21 protein-coding genes are annotated in these 21,548 nt (G+C 64.1%); 12 read left to right on the top strand and 9 right to left on the bottom strand.

The window, feature by feature from the left end; translation table 11 throughout:
• Positions 1-205 precede the first annotated feature (205 nt).
• From dnaJ to NKJ00_RS04425, 8 genes are all read left to right on the top strand, one after another.
• Positions 206-1,336 carry a molecular chaperone DnaJ gene (gene dnaJ / locus NKJ00_RS04460; RefSeq protein WP_013528587.1) on the top strand — a complete coding sequence of 377 codons (1,131 nt, stop codon included), beginning with the start codon at positions 206-208 and terminating at the stop codon, positions 1,334-1,336.
• A 167-nt stretch (positions 1,337-1,503) separates the two neighbouring features.
• Positions 1,504-2,109: a phospholipid N-methyltransferase PmtA gene (gene pmtA / locus NKJ00_RS04455; RefSeq protein ID WP_023810874.1), complete on the top strand. Its 606-nt coding sequence runs from the start codon at positions 1,504-1,506 to the stop codon at positions 2,107-2,109.
• 305 nt (positions 2,110-2,414) lie between these two features.
• Positions 2,415-3,011 carry an NADPH-dependent FMN reductase gene (locus NKJ00_RS04450; RefSeq protein ID WP_127266740.1) on the top strand — a complete coding sequence of 199 codons (597 nt, stop codon included), beginning with the start codon at positions 2,415-2,417 and terminating at the stop codon, positions 3,009-3,011.
• Positions 3,008-3,721, top strand: coding sequence for an orotidine-5'-phosphate decarboxylase (gene pyrF, locus NKJ00_RS04445; RefSeq protein ID WP_352628915.1), 714 nt, complete (start codon positions 3,008-3,010; stop codon positions 3,719-3,721). Before NKJ00_RS04450 ends, pyrF begins: the two co-directional genes overlap by 4 nt.
• A 32-nt stretch (positions 3,722-3,753) precedes the next feature.
• Positions 3,754-4,041, top strand: a complete 288-nt coding sequence (locus NKJ00_RS04440; RefSeq protein WP_292636273.1) for a DUF1330 domain-containing protein — start codon at positions 3,754-3,756, stop codon at positions 4,039-4,041.
• A 258-nt stretch (positions 4,042-4,299) separates the two neighbouring features.
• Positions 4,300-4,620: an ArsR/SmtB family transcription factor gene (locus NKJ00_RS04435; RefSeq protein ID WP_127321643.1), complete on the top strand. Its 321-nt coding sequence runs from the start codon at positions 4,300-4,302 to the stop codon at positions 4,618-4,620.
• Positions 4,617-5,081 carry an SRPBCC family protein gene (locus NKJ00_RS04430; protein WP_013528593.1) on the top strand — a complete coding sequence of 155 codons (465 nt, stop codon included), beginning with the start codon at positions 4,617-4,619 and terminating at the stop codon, positions 5,079-5,081. Before NKJ00_RS04435 ends, NKJ00_RS04430 begins: the two co-directional genes overlap by 4 nt.
• Positions 5,082-5,122: 41 nt before the next feature.
• Entirely contained in the window at positions 5,123-5,533 is a 411-nt protein-coding gene (locus NKJ00_RS04425; RefSeq protein WP_023814191.1) for a GFA family protein, read from the top strand.
• A 43-nt stretch (positions 5,534-5,576) separates the two neighbouring features.
• Here NKJ00_RS04425 and NKJ00_RS04420 read toward each other — a convergent pair whose 3' ends face one another.
• From NKJ00_RS04420 to NKJ00_RS04395, 6 genes are all read right to left on the bottom strand, one after another.
• A complete protein-coding gene (locus tag NKJ00_RS04420; RefSeq protein ID WP_023814192.1) occupies positions 5,577-6,650 on the bottom strand; it encodes a D-alanine--D-alanine ligase family protein in 1,074 nt (357 codons plus the stop codon).
• A 126-nt stretch (positions 6,651-6,776) separates the two neighbouring features.
• Positions 6,777-7,658: an SMP-30/gluconolactonase/LRE family protein gene (locus tag NKJ00_RS04415; protein WP_023814193.1), complete on the bottom strand. Its 882-nt coding sequence runs from the start codon at positions 7,656-7,658 to the stop codon at positions 6,777-6,779.
• Entirely contained in the window at positions 7,655-8,296 is a 642-nt protein-coding gene (locus tag NKJ00_RS04410) for a 2-dehydro-3-deoxy-6-phosphogalactonate aldolase (RefSeq protein WP_023814194.1), read from the bottom strand. The genes NKJ00_RS04415 and NKJ00_RS04410 overlap by 4 nt, the downstream gene beginning before the upstream one ends.
• Positions 8,293-9,246, bottom strand: a complete 954-nt coding sequence (locus tag NKJ00_RS04405; protein ID WP_023814195.1) for a 2-dehydro-3-deoxygalactonokinase — start codon at positions 9,244-9,246, stop codon at positions 8,293-8,295. Before NKJ00_RS04405 ends, NKJ00_RS04410 begins: the two co-directional genes overlap by 4 nt.
• The gene (locus tag NKJ00_RS04400) at positions 9,243-10,010 is read right to left on the bottom strand and encodes an SDR family NAD(P)-dependent oxidoreductase (protein ID WP_023814196.1); all 768 of its coding nucleotides are present in this window, start codon (positions 10,008-10,010) and stop codon (positions 9,243-9,245) included. The genes NKJ00_RS04405 and NKJ00_RS04400 overlap by 4 nt, the downstream gene beginning before the upstream one ends.
• A gap of 267 nt (positions 10,011-10,277) precedes the next feature.
• Complete coding sequence (locus NKJ00_RS04395; protein ID WP_023814197.1) at positions 10,278-11,627, bottom strand: putative bifunctional diguanylate cyclase/phosphodiesterase; 1,350 nt, start codon at positions 11,625-11,627, stop codon at positions 10,278-10,280.
• A 230-nt stretch (positions 11,628-11,857) separates the two neighbouring features.
• Between NKJ00_RS04395 and gshB the strand changes: the two genes are divergently transcribed.
• From gshB to NKJ00_RS04375, 4 genes are all read left to right on the top strand, one after another.
• Entirely contained in the window at positions 11,858-12,802 is a 945-nt protein-coding gene (gene gshB / locus NKJ00_RS04390; RefSeq protein WP_352442625.1) for a glutathione synthase, read from the top strand.
• Positions 12,803-13,035: 233 nt separating this feature from the next.
• A complete protein-coding gene (locus tag NKJ00_RS04385; RefSeq protein WP_128305158.1) occupies positions 13,036-13,626 on the top strand; it encodes an NAD(P)H-dependent oxidoreductase in 591 nt (196 codons plus the stop codon).
• A 243-nt stretch (positions 13,627-13,869) separates the two neighbouring features.
• Positions 13,870-15,402 carry a YifB family Mg chelatase-like AAA ATPase gene (locus NKJ00_RS04380; RefSeq protein WP_352628910.1) on the top strand — a complete coding sequence of 511 codons (1,533 nt, stop codon included), beginning with the start codon at positions 13,870-13,872 and terminating at the stop codon, positions 15,400-15,402.
• Positions 15,403-15,679: 277 nt separating this feature from the next.
• On the top strand, positions 15,680-16,219 hold the full coding sequence (locus tag NKJ00_RS04375) for a DnaJ domain-containing protein (protein ID WP_127296986.1): 540 nt from the start codon (positions 15,680-15,682) through the stop codon (positions 16,217-16,219).
• 66 nt (positions 16,220-16,285) lie between these two features.
• Here NKJ00_RS04375 and NKJ00_RS04370 read toward each other — a convergent pair whose 3' ends face one another.
• From NKJ00_RS04370 to NKJ00_RS04360, 3 genes are all read right to left on the bottom strand, one after another.
• Positions 16,286-18,454 carry a malate synthase G gene (locus tag NKJ00_RS04370; protein WP_352628908.1) on the bottom strand — a complete coding sequence of 723 codons (2,169 nt, stop codon included), beginning with the start codon at positions 18,452-18,454 and terminating at the stop codon, positions 16,286-16,288.
• A 98-nt stretch (positions 18,455-18,552) separates the two neighbouring features.
• Positions 18,553-20,595, bottom strand: a complete 2,043-nt coding sequence (locus NKJ00_RS04365) for a hydantoinase/oxoprolinase N-terminal domain-containing protein (RefSeq protein ID WP_352628906.1) — start codon at positions 20,593-20,595, stop codon at positions 18,553-18,555.
• A gap of 311 nt (positions 20,596-20,906) precedes the next feature.
• Positions 20,907-21,533, bottom strand: a complete 627-nt coding sequence (locus NKJ00_RS04360) for a CDGSH iron-sulfur domain-containing protein (RefSeq protein WP_352628904.1) — start codon at positions 21,531-21,533, stop codon at positions 20,907-20,909.
• Positions 21,534-21,548 lie beyond the last annotated feature (15 nt).

The raw sequence follows: 21,548 nt of genomic DNA, 5'->3' as shown, positions 1-21,548 counted from the left end.
GACGGCAAGATAAAGCGAAAAGCCCGGCGAAGGCCGGGCTTTTTTGCAACCCCTTGCAGAAAAACAGCGGGCCTTGCTGAAAAAATGCAGGCAAAGCCGCGTCGACACTGGCATCCCCCTTCCATCGCACCTAAATCGAAGCGTCAGTGCCGGCAAGAGACGCAACAATGCTTCAAGACGTTGAGCATCCGGACAGCGGGAAAAAATGAAAGCTGATTTCTACGAGACGCTGGGCGTCCAAAAAGGCGCCGACGAGAAGGAGCTCAAGAGCGCTTTCCGCAAGCTCGCCATGCAGTTCCATCCCGACCGCAACCCCGGCGATCATTCCTGCGAGCACAAGTTCAAGGAAATCAACGAAGCCTACGAGACGCTGAAAGACCCGCAGAAGCGCGCGGCCTACGACCGCTTCGGCCACGCCGCTTTCGAACAGGGCGGCATGAATGGCGGCGCGCAAGGTTTTGGCGCCGGCGGTTTCGCCGATATCTTCGAGGACATTTTCGGCGACATGATGGGCGGGCGCCAGCGCCGTTCGTCGGGCGGCCGCGAACGCGGCGCCGACCTGCGCTACAACATGGAAATTACCCTGGAAGAGGCTTTTGCCGGCAAGACCGCGCAGATCCGGGTGCCGGCGTCGATCTCCTGCTCTGAATGTTCGGGCAGCGGCGCCAAGCCCGGCACCCAGCCCGTCACCTGCTCGATGTGCAACGGCCACGGCAAGGTGCGCGCCACGCAAGGTTTCTTCTCGATCGAGCGGACCTGCCCGCAATGCCAGGGGCGCGGCCAGACAATCAAGGATCCGTGCCCGAAATGCGCCGGCCAGGGCCGCGTCACCGAGGAGCGTTCGCTGTCGGTCAACATCCCGGCCGGCATCGAGGACGGCACCCGCATCCGCCTTGCCAATGAGGGCGAAGCCGGCCTGCGCGGCGGGCCATCGGGCGACCTCTATATTTTCCTGGCGGTCAAACCGCACGAGTTCTTCCAACGCGACGGCGCCGACCTGTATTGCAAGGTGCCGATCTCGATGACGACGGCCGCCCTTGGCGGCTCCTTCGAGGTGACGACGCTGGACGGCACGCAGACAAAGGTCAAGGTGACCGAGGGCACGCAGAACGGGCGCCAGTTCCGTCTCAAGGGCAAGGGCATGCCTGTGCTGCGTCAGCCCAATGTCGGCGACCTCTACATCCAGACCGCGGTCGAGACGCCGCAGAACCTGACCCGCCGCCAGCGTGAGCTGCTGGAGGAGTTCGAACAGCTCTCCTCGCAGGACAATTCGCCCCAATCGAGCGGCTTTTTTGCCCGCATGAAGGATTTTTTCGAGTCCTTTGGCGAACGTTGATGCACTTTGGCCAGCCTAAGCCGATTTGCAACGCGTAAATCCTTGAATCGCGTCACCCCTTGAGACGCGACGAAAATTATCTTATCCACGACATGCGTCCGGCCGCGCCTTGCCTAGCACCGCTCAGGTGCTAAGTAACTTTGCGGGGAGCGCTGAGGAGAGCTTGCATGACACGTGGCCCTGGACTGCGGAAGGCGCTTGTCGAAAAGTTCGACGACGAACTCAAATTCTTCAAGGGCTGGATTGACAAGCCGAAGGCGGTTGGTTCGATCGTGCCCACCAGTTCGGTCACCGCGCGCAAAATGGCCTCGATCGTCAATCCGAAATCCGGCCTGCCGGTGCTTGAGGTCGGCCCCGGTACCGGCGTCATCACCCGCGCCATCCTCGCCCAGGGGGTCCGGCCCGAAAACCTCTACGCGGTCGAGTATTCCGCGGATTTCGTTCGTCACCTGCGGCGGCTTTATCCCGGCGTCAACGTCATCGAGGGCGATGCCTTCAATCTCAACGCCACGCTTGGCGACAAGAGCGGGATGATCTTCGATTCCGTCGTTTCCGGCGTGCCGCTGCTCAACTTCCCGGTCGCCCAGCGCATTGCCTATATCGAGAGCCTGCTCGACCGCATCCCGGCCGGACGGCCGATCGTGCAGCTGACCTACGGCCCGATGTCGCCGATCCCGGCCGGCCGTGGCAATTATACGGTCAAGCATTTCGATTTCATCCTTCGCAACATCCCGCCGACCCAACTGTGGATCTACCGCCGCGAAGCGCATTAATTTCTCGGCGCGGGGTTGTTCGCGGATCGCCAGTGCTCACCGCATACCTTGGCAATGGCGGGAACGTCCCTCGCTTCGTCATCCACGGGCGGAGCAAGGAGCGTAGCGACGCAGCGCAGACCCGAGGATCCATGCCGCGACTTCCGAGCGCCGCTACGGCGCAGAATTCTGTTCCGCTGCACTCCTGGATAGCTGTCACGGAATGGATTCCAGGGTCTCCATGACGGAGCTTCGCCCAGGGATGACGAAGTTGGCGTTGATTTGCTCGGTCCTTGGCTGTACCTGTCCGGGAGCAAGGGTGGCCAATGGCAGTGATCCCGAAAATCCTCGTCTTCGCCGGCTCGGTGCGCAGCGGCGCCTATAGCGGCAGGACAGCCGACGTGGCGCAGAAGGAACTTGCCATGCAAGGCGCCGAGGTGACCCGCATCTCGCTTGCCGACTATCCCTTGCCGATCCTGGACGAGGATCTGGAAAAGGAAAAGGGTGTTCCCGAAAACGCCCAGAAACTCGGCCGTCTGGTGATCGCCCATGACGGGCTGCTGATCGCCACGCCCGAATATAACGGCTCCATTCCGCCGCTGCTCAAGAACACGATCGACTGGGTGAGCCGGGTGCGCAGGGATGGCGGGCGGCCGGTGAGGCCACTTGCCGGCAAGGTCGTTGGCCTCTGTTCGTCCTCCAGCGGGCACTTTGCCGGCATCCGCTGCATCAACCATCTGCGCGCCGTGTTGGTACGTTGCCAGATGGAGGTGGTGACGCCGGAATGCTCGGTGCCCGAGGGTGGCAGCGCCTTCGACGAGGACGGCAATTTCCGTGACGAAAGACTGTACAAATCGATGGAGCATCTATGCCGCACGCTGATCGAAACCTCGCGCATGCTGTCCACCCGGATAGAGACATGATTGCCAGCACCTTGCAGGCCCGATCCATGCAGGAAAGGCTGATCGTCGGCCTCGACGTGCCGACAGTGAGAGAAGCCGAGCAGGCGGTGCGCGAACTCGACGGCGTCGTCTCCTTCTACAAGATCGGCTACCAGCTTGCCTTCGCCGGCGGGCTCGATTTCGCCAGGGAACTGACCAGCGGCGGCACCAAGGTCTTCCTCGACATGAAGCTGCTCGACATCGACCACACGGTGGCCAAGGGCGTCGAGAACATCGTCAAGATGGGCATGACCATGCTGACCATCCACGCCTATCCGAAGGCTATGCAGGCCGCCGTAGAGGCGGCCAGAGGCAGCGACCTTTGCCTGCTTGCCGTCAGCGTGCTGACCTCGATGGACGAGCAGGACATGATCGATGTCGGTTACGAGTACGACCCGCATACGCTGGTGCTGCGGCGCTCGGAACAGGCGCTGCATGCCGGCATGGGCGGCATCGTCTGCTCGGCCGCGGAGGCCGAGGCGGTGCGCCACATCGTCGGGCCCGACATGGCGGTGGTGACGCCCGGCATCCGGCCGGCCGGCAGCGACCATGGCGACCAGAAGCGCGTCGTGACGCCGGGCCAGGCGATCCGCAACGGCGCCAGCCACCTCGTCGTCGGCCGGCCGATCATTGCTGCGGCCAACAAACGGGAAGCGGCCGAAGCCATCCTCGACGAGATGCGCTCGGCCTGAGATTTCCAAGAACAAGTTCGGAGACCAAGAAAATGCCCAAGGGATACTGGATCGCCCGTGTCGATGTGCGCGACGCGGAAGGCTACAAGGACTATGTCGCCGCCGCCAGGCCTGCCTTCGAGCGCTTCGGTGCGAAGTTCCTGGCGCGCGGCGGCGAGCATGAAAAGGCCGAAGGGCCCGGCCGCGCACGCAACGTCATCATAGAGTTCGAATCGCTTGCCGCCGCGCATGATTGCTACCATTCGCCGGAATACCAGCGCGCCGTCGCCATCCGTCAGAAGGTCGCCGACGGCGAAATCGTCCTGGTCGAGGGCGCCTGAGGTCCTTGCAAGCATAGTTCCGAAGAAAGTCATTCCGGTTTCACCGGAGATCATGCTCAAAATCGGATAAAGCCTGGCGGCGTTTGAAGCCCCGCAGGCCCATTTTACATCTCTTTGCTCCGCGATTTCACGGTGATCTGCCTGGCGCAGTTGCCGGGTGCGGAGCCGTGCCGACGAGCGGTCATTCAACGCGGGTCGGATTGCCGGTTGACATGCAGGTATTTACCTGCATATTGTGCCTACAACAAGGTGAGGCAGATGGACGCCGACAAGGTTTTCAAAGCGCTGGGCGATCCGACACGCAGAAGGCTGCTTGACCTTCTGTGCGAGCAGAACGGGCAGACGCTCAGTCAGCTTTGCGACCATCTGGACATGGCCAGGCAATCCGCCACCCAGCACCTCGACCTGCTGGAGGCGGCCAATCTGGTGAGCACGGTCAAGCGCGGCCGCGAAAAGTTGCATTTCATCAATCCCGTGCCGCTGCACGAAGTCTACGAGCGCTGGGTACGGAAATTCGAACGGCAGCGGCTCAGCCTGCTGCACGACCTGAAGCAAGAACTCGAAGGAGAAGACCGATGACCAGGGAAACGACCAGCTTTGTCTACGTGACCTATATCCGCTCGACGCCGCAGAAGGTGTTCGAGGCCATAATCAAGCCCGAGATCGCGAAGCGCTACTGGGGCCACGAGAACGTCTCCGAATGGACGCCGGGTTCGAAATGGGAACATATCCGCGCCAATGACGAACGGACCGTAGAGCTCGTCGGCAAGGTCGTCGAGATTTCGCCGCCGACCCGCCTTGTCATCACCTGGGCGAATGCTTCGCAGGCCGACGATCCGTCGAAAACCAGCCGGGTGACGTTCGCCATCGAGGAATACGACACCATGGTGCGGCTGACCGTCAGCCATGACGAGCTCGAAGCCGGCAGCGGCATGGCGAAGGGCGTCAGCCAGGGCTGGCCGGCGGTGCTGTCGAGCCTGAAATCTTTCCTCGAAACCGGCAGCGGCATCGACATTTTCGCCAAGCCGAAATCGGCCTGATGCTGCGACCTCAAGCAGAATCAGGCCCGTGGAGAATGACAATGACCAAGCGTTATACCGGCGGCTGCGCATGCGGCGCGATCCGTTACGAAACCAATGACGAGCCGATCTTCCAGAACCACTGCCAGTGCAGCGATTGCCAGAAGCGCTCAGGCACCGGCCACGGATCCTACCTGACCTTCGGCCAACGTGCCGATATGGCCATCACCGGGGAGGTGAGCACCTGGCGCGTGGCGGGCGCCAGCGGCAATGAAAAAATCCACACCTTCTGTCCAACCTGCGGAACGCCGGTCTTTCTGATACCCGTCGCCATGCCCGAGCTGATAGTGGTCCACGCGGCCAGCCTCGACGATCCGGAACAGTTCAGCCCGCAGATGGTGACCTACACGAGCCACGGCCATGCCTGGGACAAGATGGATCCGTCCTTGCAGGCGGTCGAGCGAATGCCGTAGTGGAACGCGTCCGCCGGTCGGCCCGCGATCTGCCGTCGCGCCTTCAGGCGCGATGCTCTTGGCCGATCAGCCGGCTCGCCGCTGTCTCGGCCATGGCGTCGGCCAGCTCGAGGCCCCATTGCTGGCGGCAATAGGCGCGAAAATCGAAGCAGGGCAGGCCGGGGCAGACCTCGAACTCGATGAGGTGGACGGTATTGTCGGCCTCTACCCTGAGATCGATCGAAAACACGTCGCGCAGGCCGAGCCCGCTCATCAGCCGCCCGGCGATCGCACGTATCGTGGCGTCGGCGGCCGGCTGGCTGTCGGCAACCGCGACGAGTTCCGGCTCGGCGTAATGTCCCGCCGCTTTCGCTGCCTCGCCGGTGTCGCCATAGAGCGCCAGGCTGTCGGCCATGGTCTGGAAATCGGCGCCTGAATCGACAAAGGCCACGCCAAGCGCTTCGACCCCGGCACCTGGCACCAGGCCGAGGAAACTGGCGCGCACGTTGCGGCCGGCGACATAGGGCTGGACGACGACATCGTCGCGATAGGCCGAAAAGACGCGCCGGCTAAGCTCCAGCGCATGGCCGAGGTCGGCCACACGCGAGTCCGGCCAAATACCGATCTTGGCGCCGAGCCGGTTGGGCTTGACGAACCAGCCGGCGGGCGAGGCCGGCGGCTCGGCCAGCCATTGGCCGTCGCGCGCGAGCCCGGCCTGCGGCACCGGCATGCCGAGTGCGCCGAGCACGGCTCCGGAGCGGAACTTGTCCTGACAGAGCGCGAACAGCGCATCATCTGCGCCGATCGTCTTGAAACCGCCCAATCGCGCCAGAGCGGGCGCCGCGCCGCCGCGGAAATAGGCGATGCCGTCGGTCAGCGTCCAGACCAGCGTTGTGCTGGGATGCTCGCCGGCGAGGACGCTTGCGGCATCGTCCAGCGCCACCGGCGCGAAAGACAGGCCGCGTGCCCGGCAGGCGCGGCCAAGCATGTCGAATTCGGGGGCGAGGTCGGTCGACTGCCCTAGATAGGACGCGATTTCGCCGGCACGCTGCGGCGCATGACCGTCGGCGACCAGACGGTCGAAACAAGCCTTCTCCGGCTCATGGACGAGGATCAGTCTTGGCTTGCGGCTCGACATGAGATGAACGATTCCGGCAGTAGGATTGCCTACCATCGCATGGTCAAGGCGTCAGGCTCTCGCGAAACCGACACGGCGCGGGCGGTTGCGTGACAACGCACCGTCCGACCGCAGAATCCAGTTCGCTCAGGCGATCAGCACGCGCGGCTCGAAGCGGCCGTTGACGGGAATATCGAGCAGAAAGGTCATGCCGCCCTGCAGATCCAGCAGACGCTGCTTCTCATCCTTGCCCGACCAGGCGGAGGTGACCGCCAGCCGATCGGCCTTGGCGCCGACAAAGGCCGGGCAGGACGGCTGCGTCACCGGCATGGCGACCGTGCGGACGAGCTTGCCGTCGGGCCCATAGGCTTCGATGACGCTGCCGCCCCAGACGGCATTCCACAGGATGCCGTCGCGGTCGAGCACGGATCCGTCGACATAGCCCTTGGCCGAGCGGTGATCGACGAACAGCTTTGGCTCACCGGCAGGCAGGCCGGTCGCCGGGTCGCAGGCGACGCGCATCAGCAGCCCGGTCGAGGTGTCGGTGTAGTAGGCGATTGCGCCATCCTCGGTAAAACAGATCGAATTGGAGACGGTGATGTCCGAAAACAGCCGGCGCAGTTCGCCTCTGAAAAACCAGTAGATCGAACCCGCACCCTTTTCCTCGCCCTTGCCCATGGTGCCCATCCACAAGGCGCCGCAGGGGTGGACCCGGGAATCGTTGGAGCGCGTGACCGGATTGTCGGCCTCGACAGGCGTGTGCAGCGTCAGTTTGCCGGTCGCGACATCGCGGACATAAAGGCCGGTTTCGGCGGCGATAAGCTGGCGCTTGTCGTCGATGATTGCGATGGCGCTCGCCATTTGGCCAAGCTCATGGACGGTGGTCGCGCCGCCGGACAGCTGCTTTTGCAGAAGCTGACCGTTGACGATGTCGAACCAGTAGAGCGTATCGGTGGCGGGATCGTAGCTCGGCCCCTCGCCGAGCTGGCAGACGTGATCGGAAAAAACCGAAACGATGGCTTCGCTCATCCTGCTTCTCCGAACACCGCATCCCAGGCCGCGACGGCAGCTTGCGCACGCGCGGCCACCTCGTCGACGCTCATGCCAGGCTTGAACAGGCTGGAGCCCAGACCAAAGGCGGTCACGCCGGCCGCCTTGTAGCCGGCAAAATCTTTTTCGGAGACGCCGCCGACGGCGCCGACCAATGTCTGCGCCGGCAACACGGCGCGCATCGCGGAAATGCCGCCGGCACCCAGCACGCTCGCCGGGAAGAATTTCAGCGCCGAGGCGCCAAGCTTGATCGCCAGGAAGGCTTCGGTCGGCGTGAACACTCCGGGCATCGTCACCATGCCGTAATGCATGGCGCGCGCCATCACCTCGGCATCGATGTTGGGACTTACCAGCAGCCGCCCTCCGGCCTGGTGCAAGCCATCGACATCGGCTGGCATCAGCACCGTGCCGGCGCCGACCAGTGCCGTTTTAGGCAGCACTTGGACGATGCGGGCGATCGACGAGAACGGTTGCGGTGAGTTCAGCGGCACTTCGATCGCCTCGATGCCGGCGTCGAACAGTGCCTGGCCCATGGCCATCGCCTCGGTGGGCTTGAGCCCGCGAAGGATGGCAACCAGGCCGCGCTTGAGTTTTGGAAACGGTGCGGTCTGGCTCATCGAGCTGCTCCAATTCTGGCGATCATGCCGTTCTCGCGCGCCGCCTCGACGAGACCTGCACGCACCGCCTCGTCCGCGTCGACGGCCCGGACCTCAAGTCCGGCAAGGCCGAGTGCCTCGCCGTACAGCGTTCCCAGCGCGCCGGAGGCGACCAGCACCACGGGTTCGGCACCGGCGCCGTGCCGGCGGCCGGCAGAGGCGATCTCGCCGCCGATCAGAAGGCCGGACAGGCAGGCGGCGGCATCGTCGGCTTTCAAATCCTGCAGCAGGCCGGCGGCGCGGATGGAAAACAGCCGCGAGGTGACATCGCCGCCATCGCTCAATGCGGTTTCGCACCAGCGGCGGAAGAACGGATTGTCCGATGTGACGGGCTTTGGATGTTCGCCGAGCGAATGGCGCAGGATCGAATGCGAGGCAAGCACCGAAAACAGCTCGCCGGTCGGCCAGGTGCCGAAGCCGGTGACAGTACCGTCCTCGACCAGCACCCATTTCGAATGGGTGCCGGGCATGCAGACCAGCTGACGTCCCTTGGCCGGCAGCCCGGCGCCGGCAAGCTGGGTTTCCTCGCCGCGCATGACGTCGGGCGCATCGGCCAGTCGCTGGGCAAGGCCCGGAACGATGCGGATGTCGCGGCTCTGGCCGGGCACGCTGGCGGCACCCGCAAGGATGGCGCTAAGCGGCGCCGGCACGGTGACATAGGGTGCTTCGAGCCAGCCCTGGCGGGATCCGGCCATACCGCAGATGATGACGGGCAGCGCCGCTGGTGCTCCCATCGCCGCCAGATGCCCTTCGAGGATGGTCGAAAAGCCCTTCTGCTGCGCCGTGATCAGGCCATCGTCGCCACGGCGTTCGGCAAGCACCTTGCCTTGCCCGTCTATCAGCCAGACCCGCATGCGGGTCGTGCCCCAGTCGACGGCGGCGACCGCCGGTGCGTTGCCGGCTGGGTTCACAGGAAACCTCCATCGACGACCAGCATCTGCGCTGTCAGCATGCGCGAGGCGTCCGAGGCCAGGAACAGCACGGTGCCGACAATGTCGTCGGGCTGCATCACCTGTTTGATGCACTGCTTGGCAACATGGGCGGCAAGCCCCTGTTCGGTCACCCAGAGCTCCTTCTGCCGCTCGGTGATCACCCAGCCGGGCGCAATGGCGTTGACGCGGATGCCGTCGACACCGAGCTTGCCGGCCAGCCCCTTGGTCAGACCGAGGATACCGGCCTTGGCGGCCGTGTAGGACGGCATGTCGGGGTGGTTGATCAGATAGGATGTCGAGGTGAAGTTGATGATCGAGCCGCCGCCCGCCCGCTTCATGCCCGGTGCCACCGCTTGCGCGGTGAAGAAATGCGGCCTGAGATTAATGGCCTGGTTGTTGTCCCAGAACTCGACCGTCACGTCCTCGACGGCGTGGCGTTCATCCCAGGCCGCATTGTTGACCAGCACGGTGACATCGCCATGCGCCTCGGCGGCCTTCGCGGCGGACGCCCGCAGGGCCTCGACGTCGCGTAGGTCGGTCTTGAGATAGAGCGGCCGCTTGCCGAACGCTTTCTCGATGCGGTCGGCAAGAGCCGTGCTTGGGCCGTCGGCGATGTCGATGAAGGCGACATTGGCGCCCTGGCGCACAAACCCCTCGGTCAGGGCAGCACCAATTCCGGAACCGCCGCCGGTGATCAGCACCGAGGCTCCTTCGAGGTCGGCAAAATGCGCCGATGGCATCATCGTTCCTGTCTCCCAGCGCATGACCCCGAAAATCGGATCGATTTTCGGAAAGGGATCATGCGCAAGATGTAAATTGCTACAGCGTCCTTTGCGCGTCCGAAAGGACGCGCGGCGCTGTAGCGTGATCGGCGCGCATCCTAGCCACGCAAGGCGCGTGGGCAAGGGCGAAAGATCGGATTTCTGGGCTTATGTCAGACAAAACGACAATGCGCCGCACCGGATGCGCATGGCGGCACCGTCGGGATTGCGGATCGCGGGGATCGCCGGTCAGATCGCCTTGGCGCGCAGGGCGCCGCGGAAGGAATCACGGAGATAGCCGAGCGTGGCGTCGGCATCGACGGGCTTGCCGAACAGATAGCCTTGCCCGCCGGCACAGCCGAACTGGACGAGGCGGTCGGCCTGCGCTTCCTGCTCAATGCCTTCGGCGACGACGTCCATGCCGAGCCCCTCGCACATTGCGAGAATGGCGCGGATGATGTGCTCCGAGGGACGGTCGTCGAGAATGGAGGAGACGAAGGCGCGATCGATCTTGAGCTTGTCGAAATGGAATTCGCGCAGACGGCCGAGCGAGGACTGGCCGGTGCCGAAATCGTCGAGCGAGACGCGGATGCCGACGCGGCGCAGATCCTCGACGATCTGCGCGGCAGAGGCCGGGTCGTTCATCAGGCCGGTCTCGGTGATCTCGATCTCCAGCCGGCGCGGATCGAAGCCGGTGCGATCGAGGATCGCCAGTATGTGCAGGCCGGTGTTCTGGTCGACGAGCTGCGATGGCGACAGGTTGAAGGACAGGAACAGATCCTTCGGCCAGCTTCTGGCGGCCTCGGTCGCCTTGCGCAGCACCAGCTGCGACAACGGGCCGATGATGCCACGCTCCTCGGCGATGGGAATGAAGACGGTCGGCGGCACGGAACCCAGGTCGCGATCCGTCCAGCGCGCCAGCGTCTCGAAGCCGATGGTGCGGCGCGTGTTGAGGTCGACGATGGGCTGGAAATGCGGCTCCACCTCGCCGGCCGAGACAGCCCGGCGCAGCGCCTGTTCGATGCGGGTGACGCGCTTGGCCGCTTCTTCCATCTCACGGGTGTAGACGACGACGCGGCCACGGCCGGAACGCTTGGCGTGATAGAGCGCCGTCTCGGCCTTGTTGATGAGGATCTCGGTGGTCTCGTCGCCCGAATAGAACAGCGAGCAGCCGACCGAGGCCGAAAGCCTGGCGGTGCGTTCGCCGACATCATAGGGCGCCGACAGGATCTCGATCAGCATGCGGGACTTTTCGGCCGCTGCATCCTCGCTGAACACCAGGGGATAGAGAAAGGCGAATTCGTCGGCGCCGATGCGGCAGACCGTGGAATGGCCGTCCATCGAGGCGCGCAGCCGCATCGCGACCTGGATCAGGATGTCGTCGCCGGCCTTGTGGCCGAACAGATCGTTGATCGGCTTGAAGCCGTCGAGGTCGAGAATGCCGACGGTAAAGGGCGCGGGATCGTCGGCACGATCGGCGATCAGCCGATCGACCTTGTCGAAGAAGCGGCGATGGTTGCCAAGCCCGGTCAACGGATCGGTGAATGCCAGATCCGTGCTCTCCCTGTTTGCCTGACCGGTGCCAAACGAAGTTTGCATCGGTGTCCCTGTTTTGTGACGTCGGAATTTATTTTCAGACTGGCAGCAAACCCTTTAGGAAACGTATCGCGAGATCGATTTTCCACGGGCAACCGCGACTGTTTCGAAGGATCGATGAAAGCAGCGCATTCGGGTGTCGGATGCCAATCCTAGGAATGTCGCGATTGGCAGACGGGCAGTGAGCCTGTACAGGCAAGACAGTCGTCCATCCGAGCCGCCGGAGACCCGCCATGAAGCTGAAAATCGCCGTCCAGATGGACCACATCTCCACCGTGTCGATCGCCGGCGACACCTCATTCGCGCTGTCGCTGGAAGCGCAGCGGCGTGGCCATGAGCTGTTCCACTACACGCCGGATCGGCTGTCGTTGCGCGACGGCAAGGTGTTTGCCCGCATCGAGGAAATGCAGGTGCGCGACGAGAAGGGCAGCCACTATTCGCTGGGCGAGAAGGTGCGCACCGATCTGTCGGAGATGGATGTCGTGCTGCTGCGCCAGGATCCACCCTTCGACATGAACTACATCACCACCACGCACATCCTGGAGCGCATCCATCCGAAAACGCTCGTGGTCAACGACCCGGCCTGGGTGCGCAACAGCCCCGAAAAGATCTTCGTCACCGAATTTGCCGACCTGATGCCGGACACGCTGATCACCAAGGATCCACTCGAAGTTGCCGCCTTCCGCAAGGAGTTCGGCGACATCATCATCAAGCCGCTGTACGGCAATGGCGGCGCCGGTATCTTCCACATGCTGGAGGCCGACCGCAACCTTGCCTCGCTGCTGGAAATGTTCGGCCAGATGTTCCGCGAACCCTATATCGTGCAGCGCTATCTCAAGGACGTGCGCAAGGGCGACAAGCGCATCATCCTGATCGACGGCGAGCCGGTCGGCGCCATCAACCGGGTGCCGGCCGAACACGATTCCCGCTCCAACATGCATGTCGGCGGCCGCGCCGAAAAGACCGAACTGACGGAGCGCGAACGCGAGATCTGCGCCCGCATCGGGCCGTCGCTGAAAGAGCGCGGCTTCATCCTCGTCGGCATCGACGTCATCGGCGACTACATGACCGAGATCAACGTGACCTCGCCGACCGGCGTGCGTGAGGTCAAGCGTTTCGGCGGCGCCGACATCGCCAGCCTGTTCTGGGACGCGGTCGAGGACAAGCGGCGGACGTAACCGTTTTCACTTTGTCTTAACCATGTTCCGGTTTCTGCAACCGGCCACAACCCAGCCGCGACCGGCGCGGCTGCATATTCTTGTAATGTTCCATTTGATCGGGCGATTGCATAAGCCCGCTACTGATCGACACCGGCGATGGGCTTTCCCTCCCCGCCACTGACCTTGCTGTTTCCACTTGGTTGCGCGACGGCTAATATGTGCGTGTAGTTCGAAGCCTGAAGGCCCGCGCCATGAAAATCAATGTCGTCTACGCGCATCCACTAGCCGACAGTTACCAGGCGGCGCTCCACAAACGGGTCGTTCAGACCCTCAAAGCCAGGGGTGACGAGGTCGTTGATTTCGATCTCCATCAGATGAAGTTCGATCCTGTGATGCATGCCGAAGAAAGACATGGCCACTTTGACCCTGCCCAGGCACCCAGCGACTTGCAGGTTTACATCGACGCGTTGAGATGGGCGGAGGCATGCGTTTTCTGCTTTCCGACATGGTGGTCAGGCATGCCCGCAATCTTGAAGGGTTATTTTGATCGAGTTTGGCGACCGGGGGTGGCTTACGAGTTGCCGGCAGACGGTGGCGTGATCAAGCCGGCGCTATTGAACATCCGGCGGATGGGCGTTGTTACCACATGCGGGTCGCCGTGGTGGTATACTGAACTGTACATGCAAAACCCGGGAAGGAAGGTGCTGCTGCGCGGTCTCAAGACTATGTGCGGCCGCAACGTGAGGCACCTCTACCTGACGAGATATTCCGTCGAAAACATCTCTGATGACCAGAGGGAAATGTTCGCCCGCAAGGTGGAGCGCCTGTTCGACAAATTCTAGCCATCTATGCTCGGGTATGTCATCTTTGATGCCAGCGAGCCTTTGACGGAGCGGGCGCTCAAGCTTCCGATCAAAGCCTAGCTTATGGACGGCGCTCCTTGCCGGCAGAATTCCTCACCGTGGTGAAGCTATATGTTCTCGTAATGTTCTTGCTTAACTCCGAAATCTGTGGTTGTCTTCTTTGACTTCGCTCACACCCTGATCGCCAGGGCATGGGCGAACTACTGTCCGGGGGTACAAAAAATGGTGGCGCGGGTTCGCACGGTCGCTTTCCAAGGCATCGAGGCCGTGCCGGTCGACGTGCAGGTGATGATCGCGCCCGGCAAGGTCAACATGCATATCGTCGGCCTGGGCGACAAGGCGGTGGCCGAAAGCCGCGAGCGGGTGCAGGCCGCACTGCATGCTTCCGGCCTGTCGATGCCGTCGAAGAAGGTGACTGTCAATCTGGCGCCGGCCGACCTGCCGAAGGAAGGCAGTCACTACGACCTGCCGATCGCGCTTGGCCTGATGGCTGCCCTTGGCGCCATCCCGGGCGACATGCTAGCCGGCTATGTCGTGCTTGGAGAATTGTCGCTCGATGGCACGATTGCCGCGGTCGCCGGCGCCTTGCCGGCGGCGATCGCGGCCAATGCCGAGGGCAAGGGCCTGATCTGCCCGTTCGCCTGCGGACCGGAAGCGGCCTGGGCTGGAAAGGATTTCGACATTCTGGCGCCGCGCAGCCTGATTGCCGTCGCCAATCATTTTCGTGGCACGCAGGTGCTGTCGCGCCCCGAGGCCGGCATCCACGCCGCGGCGCTGGATCTGCCCGACCTCGCCGACATCAAGGGCCAGGAGACCGCCAAGCGGGCGCTGGAGGTGGCGGCGGCCGGTGGTCATAATCTGCTTATGATCGGACCGCCAGGATCGGGCAAATCGATGCTGGCGCAGCGGCTGCCGTCGATCCTGCCGCCGCTGGCGCCGAAGGAATTGCTCGAAGTCTCGATGATCGCCTCGGTGGCGGGGGAACTCGGCGAAGGCAAGCTGACCGACCGGCGGCCGTTCCGCGCGCCGCACCACTCGGCCTCGATGGCGGCGATGGTCGGCGGCGGCATCCGCGCGCGGCCGGGCGAGGTGTCGCTGGCCCATCACGGCGTGCTGTTCCTCGACGAGTTTCCCGAGTTCACGCCGCAGACGCTCGATGCGCTGCGCCAGCCGCTGGAGACCGGCGACTGCATGATCGCGCGGGCCAACCATCGCGTCACCTATCCGGCGCGTATCCAGCTGGTGGCGGCGATGAACCCGTGCCGCTGCGGCATGGCCGGCGAGCCGGGCTATCGCTGCCTGCGCGGCGAGCGTTGCCGCACCGACTATCAGGCGCGCATTTCGGGCCCGCTGCTCGATCGCATCGATCTCAGGATCGAAGTGCCGGCGGTCTCGGCCAGCGACTTGATCCGGCCCGACCGGGCGGAGAAAAGCGCCGATGTGGCGATGCGCGTGGCACGCGCCCGCACCATCCAGCGCGAACGCTTCGAGCGGCTCGGCGCCACCCGCGCCACCACCAACGCGCATTGCTCACCGTCGATCATCGAGGAAATCGCCATGCCTGACGTCGCCGGCCTGTCGCTGCTCAAGGACGCCAGCGAAAAGCTCGCCTTTTCGGCGCGGGCCTATCACCGTGTGCTGAAGGTGGCACGGACGCTTGCCGATCTCGACGCCAGCGAAACCGTCGGCCGAATCCATCTGGCCGAAGCGATCTCCTACCGCATGAGCTCGGAGCGGATGGCGCAGGCGGCGTAGGTCACTCGCCGCCCGACAAGCCGACCTCGCCACATTGCCTTCCGCGATCACGCCATAACACCGCCTCTGCGAATCGATCATCTCCACGGTGCGGCGGACCTGATTGTCCGCTTGGCCGGCGTCCTCACCACCCAACGGCCCCACCGAGCGGGCGCCGGCCATTTTCTTCCTCTTCCAGAAGCGTGGATGTCATCGACGCCGGACCAAAGTCTTGGTCTCTGCATTGGACATTCCTTATTTAGACAATGCGAATATGGTTCCGGTCGGGGAGCCCGCTATGTTCATTGACTACTACGAAGTTTTGGAAGTTAGCCCGAACGCCAATTCGGAAACGCTGGAGCGCATATTTCGCTATTTTGCGATGCGCTATCATCCCGACAATCGCGAAACCGGCGATGAAGCCCGCTTCAGTGAAATCGTGGAAGCCCACAACACGCTCAAGGATCCGGTCAAACGCGCTCAATACGACATCGCGTACAAGGACCATGCCGGCCTTCGCCGCGAGCTGACCGAGGAAGCCAGCAGCACCAAGGGCGTCGAGCGGGATGTCGTGATCCAGGCCAGGCTGCTGTCGCTGCTTTACGCGAAGCGCCGGCACGACGTCAGCAATCCCGGGATCGGAGATGTGGAGCTCGAACGCTTGTCAGGCTGTCCGCGAGAGCATCTCGAATTTCATCTCTGGTATCTGAAAGCGAAGGGCTGGATAGCAAGAGTGGAAAACGGGACAATCGCGATTACGGTGGAAGGCGTCGATAGGGTCAACTCCGAACACCGTCGCGATCCCACCATCCGGCTCCTGGACCATACAGCTTCCTGACGCCTCACCTCCGGAGGAAGCCAGGCCGAAGACCTGCCGCTCCATTCACGGCAGGGACTGGGCTCTTCAGCTCAGTTGCGCCTTCAGTTCCAGCCGCCGCGCGTGCAGCACCGGCTCGGTGTAGCCGTTGGGCTGGACGCGGCCCTTGAAGACCAGGTCGCAGGCGGCGAGGAAGGCTATCGACTTGTCAAAGTCGGCCGCCATCGGCTGGTAAAGCGGGACGCCCGCGTTCTGGCGGTCGACGATGTCAGCCATGCGCTTCATCGTCGCCATCACCTGGTCCTCGCTGCACACGCCGTGGTGCAGCCAATTGGCGATGTGCTGTGAGGAAATACGCAGCGTGGCGCGGTCTTCCATCAGGCCGACATCGTTGATGTCAGGCACTTTCGAGCAGCCGACGCCTTGGTCGATCCAGCGCACGACATAGCCAAGAATGCCCTGCGCGTTGTTGTCGAGTTCCTTCTGGATGTCTTCAGGCGACCAGTTCGGCCGCACCGCGACCGGCACCGACAGGATGTCGTCGAGCTTTGCCTTGGGCCGGTTCTTGAGTGCGGCCTGCACGGCATGGACATCGACCTTGTGATAGTGCGTGGCATGCAGCGTCGCCGCCGTTGGCGACGGCACCCAGGCGGTGTTGGCGCCGGCCCTGGGATGGGCGATTTTCTGTTCCAGCATCGCAGCCATCAGATCGGGCATCGCCCACATGCCCTTGCCGATCTGGGCGTGGCCGGCCAAACCGCATTCCAGCCCGATGTCGACATTCCATGCCTCGTAGGCGGAAATCCAGGCGGCCTGCTTCATGTCGCCCTTGCGGATCATCGGGCCGGCTTCCATCGAGGTGTGGATCTCGTCGCCGGTGCGGTCGAGGAAGCCGGTGTTGATGAACACGACGCGCTCTTTTGCGGCGCGGATCGCCTCCTTGAGGTTGACGGTGGTGCGCCGCTCCTCGTCCATGATGCCCATCTTGATGGTACTTCTGGCCATGCCGAGCAGGGCCTCGACACGGTCGAAGATCTCGACGGCGAAAGCGACTTCGTCGGGCCCGTGCATCTTGGGTTTCACGACATACATCGAGCCGGCGCGGGAATTGGCGCGGCGGCCGTTCGGCCCGACATCGTGCAGCGCGATCAGCGCCGTCATCGCAGCATCCAAGATGCCTTCCGGAACCTCGTTGCCGTCGTGATCAAGGATCGCCGGGTTGGTCATGAGGTGGCCGACATTCCTGATCAGCATCAGCGAACGGCCGGGCACGGTCAGCGTGCCGCCGGCGGGCGCGGTGTAGGAGCGGTCGGGATTGAGCTTGCGGACAAAACTCTTGCCGCCCTTGGTGATCTCTTCCGCCAGATCACCCTTCATCAGGCCGAGCCAATTGCGGTAGACGACGACCTTGTCCTCAGCATCCACCGCGGCGATCGAATCCTCGCAGTCCTGGATGGTGGTCAGCGCCGATTCCAGGATGACATCGGCGATGCCAGCCGGATCGGTGCGGCCGATCTGGTTGTTGCGGTCGATCACGATCTCGATGTGCAGGCCGTTGCGCACAAGCAGCACGGTATCGGGATTGGCGGCATCGCCACGATAGCCGACGAATTGCCTGGGGTCGGCCAGCGTCGTCGAGCCGGCGCCGGCGCTTAGCCGCAGGGCGCCTTGCGCCAATGACAGACCGTTGACCCCGGCCCATTTGCCCGAGGTGAGCGGGGCAGCCTCGTCGAGGAAGGTCTTCGTCCAGGCAACGACCTTGGCGCCGCGCGCCGGATTGAAGGCTTTGCCCTTTTCGGCGCCATCCGTTTCGGGGATGGCATCGGTGCCGTAGAGCGCATCGTAGAGCGAACCCCAGCGCGCATTGGCGGCGTTGAGCGCATAGCGCGCATTCATCACCGGCACGACCAGCTGCGGTCCGGCAACATCAGCGATTTCGGGGTCGACATTGTCGGTCGACACGCTGAAGGGCGGGCCCTCCAGAACGATATAGCCGATCTCTTTCAGGAAGCCCTTGTAGGCCTCCATGTCGACCGGCGCGCCGTGATCGCGATACCAGCCATCTACCTGTTCCTGGATGGCGTCACGCGCTGCCAGCAGCGCCCGGTTCTTCGGCGCCAAATCATGGATGATGGCCGAAAAACCGTTCCAGAAGGCGTCCGCTTCGATCTCCGTGCCCGGCAGCGCTTCCCTGGCCACGAACTCATGCAGCTCGCGGGCAATCCGCAATCCGGCGATCTCGATGCGGTCGGTCATCAGGCTACTCCAGATGAAAGGCTTTGCGGGCCTTTGGCATGTCAGGTTTGCCGGGTCAATTCAGCTTAGGGTGAAGGTGGCGTATTTCGCCGCCCCGCTCAAACCGCAATGCGCGGCCTTCCCGAGGCCACGGCCACGACATGCGCCTCGATGAACATGCGCTGGGCTTCGACGGTCGAGACCCGGAATTCGGTGGCGACGTCGATCTCGGCGCTGTCGGTGCCGGCATCCCTGGCGCGCTCCGCGACGATGGCGCGGACATCGGCCTCGGCCGCCGCGATCGCCGTCGCCTCGTCGAGGAAATCGCGCACGGTCTCGCCCGAGGCGAGACGAAACAGCCCTTCCATGGGCTGGCTGACCCGCGCCTCGGCCGAAACCCTGACCTGGCCGACGACGGCGCCGAGCGCGTTGGCGACATCGGTATCCCTGGGCACCACGCAGTCATTGCCGATCAGGTCGGCCAAGCCGGCATAGTGCAGCGGCGCCGAGGCGCCCAGGCCGATGACCGGGCGGTCGAGCGCCACGCTCAGCCGGGCGATGCCGGGATGCGCGTCGACCGCGCGCTGCACCAGGGCGTGCGCCACCGTCGACGCGCCATCGAGCCCATCCTCGGCAAAGGCGGTCTCGAGGATATATTCCGCCGACCAGCGCGTCAGCGTCACCAGCACCCGTTCCGAAATCGCTTCCGGCGAAGCGGCGATGAACTGGCCACGGCCGTCACGCTTGCGGGCGAACAGTTCGGCACCGAGGCGCGCGGCGATGGGATCCCAGTTCGCCTGCTTGCCGAGCACATGGGCGGCGTCCGACGGGGTGAAGCCGGCGACATGCACCAGCCCGCGCGACACCAGCCGGTGCAGCGTCGCGTTCTGGGCGTTCGAGGTCAAAAGCCTGTCGACGGCGAGCGGGACAGTGCCGATCAGCTCGTAAAGCCTGGCTTCGGCGCCGGTCAGGCCGGCGGCGAGCCGGTCGGGCACGCCGGTGCGCACCGCGAAGCGGCCGTCCATACGGCCGGGATTGGGGGCGCGCAGCTGACGCTCCAGCTCTGAGGTCACCGCCGCGCCATGCGCCATGCCGGCCAGCGCCAACGGCACCAGGCGGCGCGGCCCGAGCAGGATCTTCGGGTTGAGCGCGCCATCTTCCAGCGCCACTTCGGAATCGCCGCCGAGGCCGAAGGTGCGCATGGCGACGGCCTCGACCATGGTGCGGAAGCCGCCGACGGTGGCGCCTTCCGGATCGAGCCTGGGGCGGCCGCCGTCGAGCACGGCGACGTCGGTGGTGGTGCCGCCGATGTCCGACACCATGGCGTTGTCGAGCCCGGTCATGTGGCGGGCGCCGACCAGGCTGGCGGCCGGGCCGGACAGGATGGTCTCGATCGGCCGCTGGCGGGCAAAGGCGGCCGAAACCAGCGCGCCATCTCCGCGCACCACCATCAGCGGTGCCGCGATGTTGCGCGCCTCGAGAAAGCCTTCGGTCGCCGCCACCAGCCGGTCGATCATCGAGATCAGCCTGGCGTTGAGCAAAGTGGTCAGCGCCCGGCGCGGGCCGCCGAGCTTGGCCGACAGCTCGTGGCTCGATGTGACCGGCAGGCCTGTCTTCTCGCGGATCAACTCGCGGGCGGCGATCTCATGTGCCGGATTGCGGGTGGCGAAGTAGGCGCAGACGGCAAAGCCGGACACCGAGGCACCGAGTTCCGGCAGCGCCGCTTCCAGTCCGGACAGATCGAGCTTGGCGGCATTGCCATGGACGTCGTGGCCGCCCGGACAAAAAACCACCGGATCGGTGCCGAGCGCCGCCTTGAGCCCGTCGCGGGCGAGGTCGCCCTCGGAAAAGCCGATCATCACCAGCGCGACGCGGCCGCCCTGGCCCTCGACGAGCGCGTTGGTGGCAAGCGTCGTCGACATCGACACCAGCTTGATATCAGCCGGATCGGTTCCGGCTTTCTGCAGCACCGCGTCGACGGCGCCGGAAATGCCGACGGCAAGATCATGCCTGGTGGTCAGCGCCTTAGCCTTGGCCAGCACCTTGCCCTTGTTCGGCCCCTCTTGCGGGCCTTCCGTCTCAGACCACAACACGGCATCGGTATAGGTGCCGCCGGTGTCGATCCCGAGGAACAGCGGCTTTGGCTTGGTCTTGGCTGTCATCTTTTTGGCGGCGGTCCGGGTGGCAATTTATTTGTCCCTGCCCTTAGCCGATACGGAACGGACGATAAAGCCGCGAGCGCTGGGCCACGGTAGGTAGGTTGGTGGTGGTGAACAAGCGAGGTCGGCGGGACAGCACCCCCCTCTGCCCTGCCAGGCATCTCCCCCGCAAGGGGGGAGATCGGATGTCATCCCCGCTTTCGCCAATCTTCAATGCCGAAAAGGGCGCCGCCGGCGGAAACTGCCAATCTCCCCCCTTGCGGGGGAGATGTCCGGCAGGACAGAGGGGGGTGCTGTCCCGCCGGCCAAAACAGCTACCCCACAAACCCCACCTTCTTGTGCGTGCCATCGCAGAACGGCTTGTTGGCGGAATGGCCGCAGCGGCAGAGGAAGGTGCGTTGTGTGCGGTCGACCGTATGGCCTGTTCCGGTGACGATCTCGAGATTGCCCTCAAGCTTGAGCGGGCCATTGGTGGTCGGCGTCACTTTCAGCGGACCATTCCTCGCTTCGAGCGCCGGCGTGTCCTTCAGCGGCGGCTCGCCGGTGGCGGCAAAACCGGACTTGTTGTGGCTGCCGTCGCAAAACGGCTTGTTTTCCGAAGCGCCGCAGCGGCAAAGCGTGGCACGATAAGAAGTCTCGCCGTCGAGCACGATCTCGGCGTGTACCGCCAGCGGGCCGTTTTCCCGCAGCCGCACCGTGTTGACCACCGGCGATTGCTCCTGCGGCCCGCCATCCTTCCGGACATAGGTGATGGCGCCCGAGGGGCAGCTTTCGGCGATGGCAACGATCTTCTCGACGCTGGCCGCCTCGGGATGGATCCATTGGCCCGGCGCGTTGGGCACGAAGACATGCGGATCGCCGAGCACGCAGTTGCGCGAATGGATGCAGCGCTTGCCGGAAAACCCGACGTCGATCTTGTCGCTTTCGACCATGCCGGCCATAGCTGGGCTCCTTTT

It is taken from the genome of Mesorhizobium sp. M0227 (assembly GCF_040321855.1).
GTDB lineage: Bacteria > Pseudomonadota > Alphaproteobacteria > Rhizobiales > Rhizobiaceae > Mesorhizobium.
This window is presented reverse-complemented; position numbering and strand designations above follow the sequence as displayed.